At 62.1% G+C, this 11,929-nt stretch carries 10 protein-coding genes; 1 reads left to right on the top strand and 9 read right to left on the bottom strand.

Annotation, left to right across the window (positions count from 1 at the left end; translation table 11 throughout):
• Window positions 1-46 precede the first annotated feature (46 nt).
• Both ACP15S_RS05685 and guaB read right to left on the bottom strand, forming a co-directional pair.
• On the bottom strand, window positions 47-1,204 hold the full coding sequence (locus ACP15S_RS05685; RefSeq protein WP_425038603.1) for an RsmB/NOP family class I SAM-dependent RNA methyltransferase: 1,158 nt from the start codon (window positions 1,202-1,204) through the stop codon (window positions 47-49).
• Window positions 1,205-1,209: 5 nt separating this feature from the next.
• Complete coding sequence (gene guaB, locus ACP15S_RS05680; protein WP_425039659.1) at window positions 1,210-2,658, bottom strand: IMP dehydrogenase; 1,449 nt, start codon at window positions 2,656-2,658, stop codon at window positions 1,210-1,212.
• Between the two features lie 172 nt (window positions 2,659-2,830).
• Here guaB and ACP15S_RS05675 point away from each other — a divergent pair, with 172 nt between their 5' ends.
• Window positions 2,831-4,843: a protein-disulfide reductase DsbD family protein gene (locus ACP15S_RS05675; protein WP_425038602.1), complete on the top strand. Its 2,013-nt coding sequence runs from the start codon at window positions 2,831-2,833 to the stop codon at window positions 4,841-4,843.
• Window positions 4,844-4,857: 14 nt separating this feature from the next.
• Here the strand turns inward: ACP15S_RS05675 and ccmI are convergent, their stop codons facing one another.
• The 7 genes from ccmI to ACP15S_RS05640 all read right to left on the bottom strand — a co-directional run bounded on the left by ccmI (window position 4,858) and on the right by ACP15S_RS05640 (window position 11,921).
• Window positions 4,858-6,009: a c-type cytochrome biogenesis protein CcmI gene (gene ccmI / locus ACP15S_RS05670; protein WP_425038601.1), complete on the bottom strand. Its 1,152-nt coding sequence runs from the start codon at window positions 6,007-6,009 to the stop codon at window positions 4,858-4,860.
• A complete protein-coding gene (locus tag ACP15S_RS05665) occupies window positions 6,006-6,485 on the bottom strand; it encodes a cytochrome c-type biogenesis protein (RefSeq protein ID WP_425038600.1) in 480 nt (159 codons plus the stop codon). The genes ccmI and ACP15S_RS05665 overlap by 4 nt, the downstream gene beginning before the upstream one ends.
• Window positions 6,482-7,036 carry a DsbE family thiol:disulfide interchange protein gene (locus ACP15S_RS05660; RefSeq protein ID WP_425038599.1) on the bottom strand — a complete coding sequence of 185 codons (555 nt, stop codon included), beginning with the start codon at window positions 7,034-7,036 and terminating at the stop codon, window positions 6,482-6,484. The genes ACP15S_RS05665 and ACP15S_RS05660 overlap by 4 nt, the downstream gene beginning before the upstream one ends.
• 3 nt (window positions 7,037-7,039) lie before the next feature.
• Entirely contained in the window at window positions 7,040-9,037 is a 1,998-nt protein-coding gene (locus ACP15S_RS05655; protein WP_425038598.1) for a heme lyase CcmF/NrfE family subunit, read from the bottom strand.
• A 422-nt stretch (window positions 9,038-9,459) separates the two neighbouring features.
• Complete coding sequence (locus ACP15S_RS05650; protein ID WP_425038597.1) at window positions 9,460-10,857, bottom strand: TRAP transporter large permease; 1,398 nt, start codon at window positions 10,855-10,857, stop codon at window positions 9,460-9,462.
• Between the two features lies 1 nt (window position 10,858).
• On the bottom strand, window positions 10,859-11,503 hold the full coding sequence (locus tag ACP15S_RS05645; RefSeq protein WP_425038596.1) for a TRAP transporter small permease subunit: 645 nt from the start codon (window positions 11,501-11,503) through the stop codon (window positions 10,859-10,861).
• 1 nt (window position 11,504) lies between these two features.
• Entirely contained in the window at window positions 11,505-11,921 is a 417-nt protein-coding gene (locus tag ACP15S_RS05640; protein WP_425038595.1) for an MmcQ/YjbR family DNA-binding protein, read from the bottom strand.
• Window positions 11,922-11,929 lie beyond the last annotated feature (8 nt).

Here is an 11,929-nt window from a genome sequence, read left to right as displayed (position 1 = left end):
TAACGCGAGGTTAAACCAATTACCACCTAAGGTTGAAAAGAAATGGCTAACCCGCTTTTTGCAACACAGATACAAAGAACCCATCTCCGCCATCGCTTAACAAAAACTGACGCGACAAGACCTCAGACAGATTCTGGATTTCCTCTTTGATTTCAGATACCTGCAGCGCGTTCTCACAGTGCAGTATGGAACAGGTCGCATAGGCCAAAACGCCACCCTCGGCCGTAAGGCCGGCAGCTTTGCGCAATATGTCAGTTTGTACGCATCGAATATCTGACAGTTCTTTTGGCGTTAACTTCCACTTGCCATCCGGGGATCTGCGCCACGATCCACTTCCCGAACACGGCACGTCACACAGGACCAGATCATAGGATCCTTTGGGCTGCTGCGTCATTCGGAGTTCCACGCCCGCGCGCCCCGCCCGCTCCGGGATAGAGGCCATGCGTTCCGGCGATGCATCATGCACATCCACGGGCCCGGACACACGCGCGGCCATGGCCAATGCTTTGCCGCCGCCGCCTGCGCAATAGTCCAGAACACGCATTCCGGGTTTGAGCGGGAGAGACTCTATTACGGCCTGGCTGGCCGCATCCTGCAGTTCAACCAAACCGTCCTTATAGGCTTCGGATCGGGCAACGCGGCGCGCGCCCTCAGTCACGCGAAGTGCGGTGCGCGCCAAGGCAACGGTTTGCGTTTTAAGATCGTCGCGCGCCAATACGGCCTGAGCCGTCTCCAGATCGCATTTCGCCAGATTGACGCGGAGATCCACGGGCGCGCGCGCGCGCAGCGCTTGGGCCTGAGCGTCCGCCACATCCAAAGACATACCTTCGAGAAACAATGGCCATAGCCAATCCGGGAGATCACGAGCCGTTTGAGGGTCAGGCGCCGCGCCCATCGCGCGTTCGGCCTCGTCCAGCTCTTTCGGGGCATGACCTTGCCCGGTGAAAACATCATCGGGATCAATGCCTTGCGCACGACACAAGCCGATCATGCGCGCGCGCCCCGTGTCGCCTCCCCCCAGGGCAGCGGTTGAATGCCATTGCCGGCGGACATCAAAGACATGATCGCGCACGGCCGCGCGATCTTTTGACCCGGCGAAACGGCTGGCGCGGGCCCAACGTGTCAGGGCCTGCTCCGTGGGTAGGCCCGCAGCGATGGAATCCAAGATCTCTATGGCGGCCTGAACCCGTGCACCAGGCGTCATGGCCCTTATCCCGCCCGGTAGTTCGGCGCTTCCCGCGTGATCTGAACATCATGGACATGGCTTTCCCGCAGGCCCGCCCCGGTGATCTTCACGAAACGGCACGCGGTGCGCATCTCCTCAACCGTGGCGCAGCCTGTATAGCCCATGGCCGCGCGCAAACCGCCCACCAATTGATGCACGACGGCACCGGCCGGGCCTTTGTAAGGCACTTGGCCTTCGATGCCTTCAGGCACAAGCTTGTCAGAAGCGGCATCTTTCTGGAAATAGCGATCCGCTGAACCGCGCGCCATGGCGCCCAGGCTGCCCATGCCACGGTAGGCCTTGAACGAGCGGCCCTGATACAGGATGACCTCGCCCGGGCTCTCATCGGTCCCCGCGATCATCGAGCCAACCATGGCGCAGGATGCCCCCGCAGCAATGGCCTTGGCGAAATCCCCGGAGAACTTGATGCCACCATCCGCGATCACCGGCGTCTCGCCCGCCGCCTGCGCGCAATCCATGATCGCCGTCAATTGCGGCACCCCCACACCGGCGACCATGCGCGTGGTGCAAATCGAGCCGGGCCCGATCCCCACTTTTACGGCATCCGCGCCTGCATCGATCAACGCCCGCGTGGCCTCGGCCGTGGCGACATTGCCAGCAATGACCTGAACTTCGTTGGACAGCGTCTTTGCCCGGGTCACCGCTTCGATGACGCCTTTGGAATGCCCATGGGCCGTATCGACAACAACGATATCAACCCCGGCATCCACAAGCGCCTCGGTGCGCTCAAAACCGCTGTCCCCCACGGACGTGGCCGCAGCGACGCGCAGGCGGCCCAGCTCATCCTTGCATGCGGTTGGGTTCAGAACGGCTTGCTCGGTGTCCTTCAGCGTGAGCAGGCCCGTGAGCTTGCCCTTGCCATCATGGACCAGAAGCTTCTCGATCCGACGCGCGCGCATCAGGCTTTTGGCTTCTTCCAGATCCGCAGGCTCGGCCAGCATCGCAAGGTTGTCAGAGGTCATCATGACATGCACGGGCGTATCGTCGGAGTTTGCAAAACGCATGTCGCGGTTTGTCAGAATACCGACCACAAGACCTTTTTCGTCTGTGACAGGAAAACCGGTGAAATTGTAGCGCTCCACGAGAGCTTTGGCATCGGCCAGCGTCTGATTGCTCTTCAATGTGACGGGATTGTAGACGATCCCGCTCTCAAACCGCTTCACGCGCCGCACCTCGCGCGCTTGCGCTTCGACATCGAGGTTCTTGTGGATCACGCCCATGCCACCCCATTGCGCCATGGTAATGGCCATGCGGCTTTCGGTGACCGTATCCATTGCGGATGACAGCAGCGGAATGTTGAGACCGATCTGACGCGTCACGCGCGTTGTCGTATCAGCGGTGGACGGCAGGACGTCAGACGCACCGGGCACAAGCAGTACGTCGTCAAATGTAAGCGCGTCGCGAATCTCCATCTCAGAGACCTCCTGGGGCAGCATCATTTGACACCTCCCTATTTCACGCGCGCCTCTGAAAGGAAAGAGGCTTTCGCGCGGCCCCCGCCAAGATGCTCGCGGCTTCGTGATGCAATCAGCCTCTGCCCTTGGCGCGCAAGGACCGATATAAGACGAGAGAACTCAGACAAGGATGCGCCCGGTGCTGCGTGTGATCTCCCTCTTGATGCTCTTGGTGTTGGCCGTCCCGCTTTGGGCGGCGGAAAGCGCATGGGTTGAGCGCACAAGCGCGCGCGCGCAGCTCATCACGGCCGAAGACGGCATTGCCCCGGGGGCCCGGACGCTTTCTGCGGGATTGCGCGTGGAGATGACACCGGGTTGGAAGACCTATTGGCGCAGCCCCGGCGAGGTTGGCCTGCCACCCGAAATCCTGTGGGACGGGTCCCGCAACCTCGCAGAGGCTGAGCTGCTCTTTCCCGCGCCGGAGCGCTTTACCGCCTTCGAGATTGAGAATTTCGGCTATGGCGGCACGGTTGTCTTCCCAATCCAGATCTCGCTTGAGGCCCCGGGAGAGCCGGTAACGCTCAACGCCTCCGTGCGCTTGCTGGTCTGCGCCGATGTCTGCATTCCAGAGGACTTCACGCTGAGCCTTGAGCTTGCCGCGGGCGCCGGGATCAACCCGGACCATGCGGCGACGCTGGCAGAGGCTATCGCAGAAGTCCCCTTGTCCGGCGAAGACGCGGGCATGACGGATGTGCGCGCCCACTGGGATGAGAGGCAATTGACGCTGGAGGCGCGCCGCGACGTGCCGTTCATCGCGCCCGATGTCTTCCCGGAGCTGGGCGACGCCAGCTTTGGCAAGCCTGATATCCGCCTGTCCGATGGGGGAAGCACGCTCTGGGCGAGTTTGCCTGTCCTGTATCTGCCTGATGGCGCGGCTGCGCTGGATCTGACGATCACGGACGGCGCCTGGGCTGTCACCGCGGCCGCAGCCCAAGCCAATGCCCCCCTGCCCGCGCCGGTGGGCACCGGGCTTTTGATGACGGCCCTCATCGCCATTCTTGGCGGGTTGATCCTCAATGTGATGCCCTGCGTCCTGCCGGTCCTGTCCCTGAAAATCGGCCACGCGTTGGAGACAGCAACACAAGGCCCCGCTCGGGTACGGGCAGGGTTTCTGGCCTCAGCCTTGGGGATCGTGAGCTTCATGTGGCTGCTCGCCGCCATCGTTTTGAGCCTGCAAGGCATGGGGCGCATGGTAGGCTGGGGTATTCAGTTTCAAAGCCCGGTGTTTTTGTCGCTCATGATCCTTCTCATGGTTCTGTTTGCGGCCAACATGGCGGGGCTTTTTGAGATCAACCTGCCTGATGGTCTGCAAACACGCATGGGCGGGCCGCAGGGCGCCGGTCTGCTGGGAGATTACGCCACGGGCGCGTTTGCAGCTGTGATGGCAACGCCCTGTTCTGCGCCTTTCCTGGGCACGGCCGTGGCCTTCGCGCTCGCGGGGGGTGCGCTTGATGTCGTGGTCATCTTCACGGCGCTTGGCCTCGGTCTGGCCCTGCCCTACCTGCTCTTTGCGCTGCTGCCCGGTTTGATCACGGCGCTGCCACGCCCGGGCGCGTGGATGGTCAAGGTCAAATGGGGTCTGGGCGCGCTGCTGGGGCTCACCGCCCTGTGGCTGCTATCCATCCTCTGGGCATCGGCGGGCCTGCGCGCCGCGCTGGTCATGGCCGCCATTGCTGCGGCGATCCTTGCGCTCATGATCCTGCGCCTGCCCAAACGCGGCATGGTACTCAGCGCGCTTTCCGTGGCCGCCCTTGCCCTCCCCGCCGCTCTCGCCGCCCCGGCGCAGCTGGTTTCCGACACAAACTGGGCTGTGTTTGATCAGGCACGCATTGCCGAGGAAGTGGCCGATGGCCGTGTGGTCTTCGTTGATGTGACAGCGGATTGGTGCCTGACCTGCAAAGCCAACAAGGCCCTGGTGCTGGACCGTGAGCCCGTTGCAAGCCTTTTTGAAGACGAAAACCTCTTGCCCATGCAGGCGGACTGGACCCGGCCAGATGCCACGATCCAGAGCTATCTTCAAAGCTATGGTCGGTTCGGTATCCCGTTCAACGTGGTCTACGGACCGGCAGCACCGCAAGGCATACCGCTGCCCGAGTTGCTGACAGCGCAATCCGTGACCGACGCGATTGACGCGGCACGTTGACCGGCGGCTGAGGTTTAACCGCCTGCCGCTTCCAACCCTTGGGCGACCACTGCGCGGCGCGGATCGTCGACAGGCAGTGCTTGCAACAGACCTTCTGCCGCCTCATAGGCCGCGCGGGCCTGCTGCGGTTGTTGCAGGACCAGATAGGCCCGGCCCAATTGCAACCAGCCATCCAGATCGTCCGGCTCGTCTTCCAGCCGCGCGGCCAGACCCTCAACCATGGATTGGATCATGGCGCTGCGATCCTCAGCCGACATTTCGGCCGCGGCGTTCATATCTTCCTGAGACGGGCCGCGGGGCTGCTCCACAAAGTCTTCCACGCTGACAGGCGCGCCGCCGGATTGCGCCGCGATGCGATTGATCTGTTCGACGAAGATATCCATCCATGGCTGGTAGGAGGTCTCAAGGCCCAACCGATCGGCCAGCAGGGCTTGCGCTTCCTCGGCGCGGCCTTCCTGATCGAGCCATTGCGCCTGATAATAGGTGGCGGCAGGATTGCGCGGCTCCATCGCCATCGCCCGCTCAAGGATCACAGCGGCACGGTTTGTCACCAGCCCGTCCTCGGAGGCAATCAGCGCCTCGGCATATTGCGTCAACATGCCCGCGGTGGCCTCTGGCCTGTCAATCACACGGGCGAAGGCCAGCGCTGCATCGCCATAGCGGCCCATGCGAAAATAGGTCTGGCCCAAGAGGACCCAACCATCTGTTGGCCCGCCCGATTCATCTTCGAGCAGACGTGTGCGCAGGCGGCTTGCCAGTTGCGCAACCTCGTTGGAATTGGCCCGCTCGTCTGCACGGCTGGCATAGGGTTGGCTTGGAACATCGGGACTGCCCAGCTGCCAATACAGCCCCCCACCGATGACAGGCACAATCAGCGCCAAGACGACAATCAGCCCACGCCCGGAGCGCTCAGAAACAGAGCTGCCACGCGTTTTGGCCACCGCCAGCATGCGGCGCTTGATCTCGACCTTGGCCGCTTCCGCTTCCGCGCCCGAAATGAGCCCCTGGTCAGCCTCGCGTTCAACCTCTGCGATCTGATCCGCAAAGATGGCCAAGGCACCTTCTGCGTGATCCACATGGGCCTCATCGCTGCGCCGCACCAAGGGCGCCACCACAAAGGCAATTGTCATCACGGCCAGCGCCGCACCGGCGATCCAGAGCATCATGTCTTGTCGTTCTTTCCGTCTTTCTCGGCAAACTGCGCCAAAAGGGCTTCTGCCTCTGCATCTTCATCCGCACTCAAGCCTACAACCGCTTGCTTCTTTCGACGTGCGAAGGCGGAATACGCAGCCAGCCCGCCAAATCCAATCAACGCTACCGGCGCCAGCCAGAGCGCATAAGTGCTGGGCTTGAAGGGCGGCTTGAAGAGCACGTAATCGCCGTAGCGCGCCACGAGGAAGGCCTCCACTTCGGCATTCGTATCACCGGCCACCAACCGCTCGCGGATCAGGATACGCAGATCCCGCGCAACCCCGGCGTTGGAGCTGTCAATCGGCTCATTCTGGCACACCACACAGCGGACATTCTTGGAAATCTCCCGCGCGCGCTCCTCCAGCACTGGATCGGCCAGCACTTCATCCGGCTCAACCGCAAAGGCTGGCCCGGCGAAGACCAAGGCGAGGATCAACATCACATGCCTCATACGCCCGCCCCTCGTGCCTGGGCCAAGGCCGCACGCAGCTCGTCTTGCGCCTGTTCCGTGACGATGGGCCCGACGAACCGCCAGACAACCGTGCCATCCCGACCGATGATGAAGGTCTCCGGCACACCTGAGATGCCCCATTCGATCCCGGCGCGGCCCGAGAGATCAAAGCCGATCCGCTTGTAGGGATTGCCCAGATCTTCCAGCCAGCGGGACGCATCCTCTGCGCGGTCCTTGTAGTTGATGCCCATCAGGTCAAACCCTTCGGATTTGGCCAGCCGCGTCAGCACCTTGTGCTCAGCCCGGCAGGGCACACACCAGGATGCAAACACGTTGACCACAGCAGGATCGGGCCGGTCCGTCAAATCCGCCGTGGCCAGGCCCGGCACGTCAACGCCGGGCACAGCCTCAAGATCAAACACCGGCGCAGGCTGGGAGATCAGGACCGAGGGGATCGCATTTGGATCGCGGTTGGGGTTGAGCCCCCACAGGAAAAACCCGCCGATGACCAGCACCACGATAAGAGGCACAAAAACCAGTATTTGCCGCATGATCTACTCCGCAGGGGTGGCTTGCGCGGGAAGCGCGGTCCGCGAGCGCTTGGGCGCGCCCACTCGCAAGCGTCTGTCCGACAGGGACAGGCATCCGCCAATGACAAGCATCAACGTGCCCAGCCAGATGAAGTTGACCAAAGGCTCGTAGATGATGCGCAGGGTCCAGATGTTCCCACCCGTCTGTGCCGCAGGTTCCGCGACGGACGTGTAGAGATCGCCCGCCCATGAATGGCGGATCGCACTTTCCGTCGTGGCCATCCCGGCGACGGGATAGGTCCGCCGCTCCGGATTGAGAACGGTCACGAACTCACCATCGCGGGTCACCGTCAGCGTGGCGCGATTGGCGGTGTAGTTCGGACCTTGCACGCGCTCCATCCCCTCGAACGTGAGGGTGAAGCCCGCGATCTCCACATCCGTACCGACTTCTGCGAAGGTCACGATGTCATCTTTCCAGGCAGATGAGCCGACAAAGCCGAAGATGCAAACCGCAAGGCCCAGATGCGCCATGGTCATCCCATGGGTCGCTCGCGGCAAGCCCTTCGCGCGCCGCCAGCTCTCCGCCAGCGGGGCCGAGCCCAGCTTGATGCGCCCGGCCCATTCCATCGCCGTTGCTGCGAAAAGCCACAGGCCCAGAGCAAAGGACAAGACCGCCAGAACAGGGCCTTTCGTCACGACATACCAGATCACGAGGACCGCCAATCCCGTAAGACCCATCAGCCATTTCAGCCGCTGCACAACAGCCCCGAGATCGGCGCGTTTCCAGCTGAGAAACGGCCCCATGCCCATCACGAAGATCAAAGGCAGCATGAGCGGCACAAAGGACATGTTGAAGAAGGGTGGACCAACCGAGATTTTATCTCCCGTGACGCCTTCCAGGAAGAGCGGATAGAGCGTCCCGAAGAGAACCGTCCCCGTGGCCGTGGCCAAAAGCAAGTTGTTGACCAGCAGGCCGCCTTCGCGGCTCACCGGCTGGAAGAGACCCCCACCCTCCATCTGCGGCGCGCGCCAGGCGTAAAGCGTGAGCGAGCCACCTATGGAGACAGCCAGAAGACCGAGGATATACACCCCGCGCTCCGGATCGACCGCAAAGGCATGCACCGAGGTCAACAGGCCAGAGCGCACGATGAAGGTCCCCAGTAGCGAGAGCGAGAAGGTCAGGATCGCCAGCAGTATGGTCCAGCTTTTGAACGCCCCGCGCTTTTCCGTCACGATGGCGGAATGCAAGAGCGCCGTGCCCAGAAGCCAGGGCATAAAGGAGACGTTTTCGACCGGGTCCCAGAACCACCAGCCGCCCCAGCCAAGCTCGTAATACGCCCACCAGGACCCAAGCGCGATCCCGCCCGTGAGCGCGATCCACGCCGCCAGCGTCCAGGGCCGGACCCAGCGGGCCCAGGCCGCGTCCACGCGCCCTTCGATGAGGGCTGCCACGGCGAAGGAAAACACGATCGAGAAGCCGACATAGCCGATGTAGAGCAGAGGCGGGTGCAGCGCGAGACCGATGTCTTGCAACAAAGGGTTGAGGTCATTGCCATCCGGGGGGGCCGGGAAAATCCGGTCAAACGGGTTGGAGGTGAAGAGCATGAAGCTCAGGAACCCCACCGAAATCCACCCCTGCACCGAGAGCGTGCGTGCCCGCAAGGCATTGGGAATATTGGCCCCAAAGACCGCGACGCCCGCGCCAAAAAGCGCGAGGATCAAGGTCCACAAGAGCAACGAGCCCTCATGGCTGCCCCATGTGGCGGCCACTTTGTAGATCATGGGTTTGAGCGAATTGGAGTTCTGAACGACGTTCACAACCGTGAAATCGCTCACCACAAACGCCCACATGAGCGCCGCAAAGGCAACGGCACATAAAACGAACTGGCCGATGGCCGTCGAGATGCCCAATTGCATGAAAAGCGTATTGCCCTTGGCTGCGCCATACATCGGCACAGTCGATTGCACGAGCGCCACGCCAAGCGCCATGACAAGAGCTATCTGTCCTATTTCGGGGATCATCGCGCGTCCTCCTCAGGGTTTCTTCTCACCCTAACCTGTTCCGCGCCTTGACTTAAGTCATCTTTGCGCGAGCCAAGTGCGACGATGTCGCACCCGACCCTTTTTGTCGCGCTTTCCAACACATCAGAGCGACAAAAGGCCAATTTGCCCCGAAGCCAAAGCCATCCCCCTGCCCTTTGGGGCGGAGCCGCTCTCGCATGATCTCCAAAAGACCGGGCGCGGTGCGGGGAGACAAGGAAAATCGCGGAGGCTGCGCGTCCGCAAGGCGGGCGGGGAAACCGCTATTTTCCTTGACGCCACGTCCCACGCCCGGTCATGCAGGAGATCAGAAGAGCGCGGCTCCGGCCCTTTGGGGAGGTGAGCTCGAAGCGCCTTTGCCCCAAAGAAACCTGCGCGGGCGCAGCCCGCTCCTTGAAGAAACGTCACGCCAGTGAAGGTAGCCACAAGACAATCGCGGGAAACATGACCAACAAGGCGATGGTCACTGCGTCTGCCAGGAAGAACGGCGTCACGCCTTTGAACACGTCCTGCACCGAGAGGTCATCGCGCACACCCGCGACCACAAAGCAATTCAGCCCAATGGGCGGCGTGATAAGGCAGAACTCAGCCATCTTGACCACCAATATTCCGAACCAGATCGCACACATCGGCCCGGACATCCCGAAGGTGCTGTCCTGCGCCGAGACAAATTCCCCGCCGTTGAGCGCCATCACTGCCGGATAAACCACGGGAAGGGTCAGCAGGAGCATGCCAATGGCATCCATGAACATGCCCAGCACCGCATAAGCCAGCAGGATGCACACGAGGATCAGCATCGGCGAAACGGTCAGTGACGTGATCCAATCCGAGAACGCGCCGGGCAGATCGGCAAAGCCCAGGAAGCGCACATAGATCAACACACCCCAGATGATCGTAAAAATCATCACCGTGAGCTTGGCCGTCTCCAAAAGCGCCATCTTGAGCTCTTTCCACCGCATGCCCCGATAGAGCGCCATGCAAAAGACGATGAAAGCGCCAACAGCCCCGCCTTCCGTGGGTGTGCCCCAAGCATCCCCGAAGGGATTGTAGACGAAGAAGATGATGATCACGACGACTGCCACGATGGGCAATGCGGCAGGCAGGCTGGCAAAGCGCTCGCGCCAAGTAAACCCGCGCACCGGCGGGCCCACGTTCTTGAAGATCACGGCAATACCGATGATCAGCGTCGCATAGACCAACGCGGAGAAGGCGCCCGGGATAAAGCCCGCAAGCAGCAGCTTGCCCACGTCCTGCTCCACGATGATGGCATAGATCACGAGGATCGCCGAGGGTGGGATCAAGGAAGCCAGCGTCCCACCCGCCGCCACAACGCCCGCCGCGAATTGCTTGTTGTAGCCGATCTTGAGCATCTCCGGGATCGCGATCCGGGCAAAGACCGCCGCCGTGGCCACCGACGCACCGGAGACGGCGGCAAAACCTGCCGTCGAGAAGACCGTGGAGACCGCAAGCCCGCCGGGCACCCAGGCGATCCAGCGCTTGGCGGCTTCAAAGAGCGCCTTCGTCAACCCGGCGTAATAGGCGAGATAGCCGATCAGGATGAAAGTCGGGATGAGTGACAACGTATGAGCCGCCACTTTTGAGTGGGGCACCTGCCCCGCCGTCTTTACGGCCACACCCAGCGCCCAGCCGAAATGCTCCGTGCCAAAATTGCGCTTTTCCCAAAAGACGAGAATAAGCCCGATAAGCCCCGCCAGCCCCGCAGCAAAGGCCACGCGCATGCCCAAAACCACCATGAGCAGCAAACCGGCGGAGACGTATAAACCAATTGTGGTGGGCTCCATCTCAGCGCTCCCGCTCTTGGCCTGCGGCCTCGAGGGACGCGGCTTCTGCGGCCGCCTGCTCTGCGGCCGAGAGCACCATGGGCACCGCCACGGGCCGTTCCAGGCCCAGCACAAACGCGCGGCCATAGCCCCAGATCTGCACCAGAAGCCGGAGCGCCAGAACCGAGAAGGCCACGGGCACCATCAGCTTGGCTGGCCAGATGGGCAGGCCGATGTCGATGGAGCTGTCGCGGCTCCACATCGGTGCACCAAAGTCAAAACTGCGCTGAAAATGCGCCCAGCTGCCCCAGATGAGCAATGAGATCAGCAAGAAGATCAGGATGACGGAAATGAGCTCGAAGAGCCAAAGCGCCCGGCCTTTAAGGGCGCCCACGAGAATATCCATGCGAATATGGGTGCCATCGCGCTGGCAATAGGAAATGCCCATGAAGGCGATGAGCGGCATCGCCATCTCGATCCAGTCGACATAGCCCGAGAGCGGCACTTCGAAGAATTCCCGCCCTCCGACCGAGCGGACGGCCAACCACATCAGGGCAAAGACCGCGAGGCCGGAGATCAACGCGAAGAAACGCTCGAGCCTGAGCAAGCCTCGGTCCAACCGACTCAGCCGGGAGCCATCCTCCAGCACTGCTGCACTGCCTGCCATGTCACTTTTCCCCCAGACCCAGCGCGTGCCGGGCCTTTTTCGTCAGTTTGGCCACAACGAGCTCGTAAGAGACGTCGAGATGCTGGCGCAGGTCCGTGTCAGGCACCTCATCGGGCTCGTGCACTTGCAGCCATGTCATCCCGCGCGAGGCCATGTAAGGCGCCGGGCGGTAACCGGGTTCGCGCCCCAGAAGCTCGAACACCATGGGCGTGACCTTGAAGGTGAAGGCATCCCGCCCGTCATTCCAGCCGCACAGCGCGAAGACTTTGCCGCCCACTTTCCAGACGTCGGCATTGCCCCATTGCACCACATGGGTCGTGCCCGGTTTGGCGCGGCAATAGACGTTGAAGCTGTCACGATCCATCTTGGTCAAACCAGTTGCGAGGGCTTGCCCCGACGCCTCAAGAGGCTGGGACAAGCCAATGA

Source organism: Primorskyibacter sp. S187A (assembly GCF_049800955.1).
Taxonomy (GTDB): domain Bacteria; phylum Pseudomonadota; class Alphaproteobacteria; order Rhodobacterales; family Rhodobacteraceae; genus JAKVBH01.
Note: the sequence above shows the minus strand (reverse complement) of the source record. Positions and strands in the feature narration are given on the sequence as shown.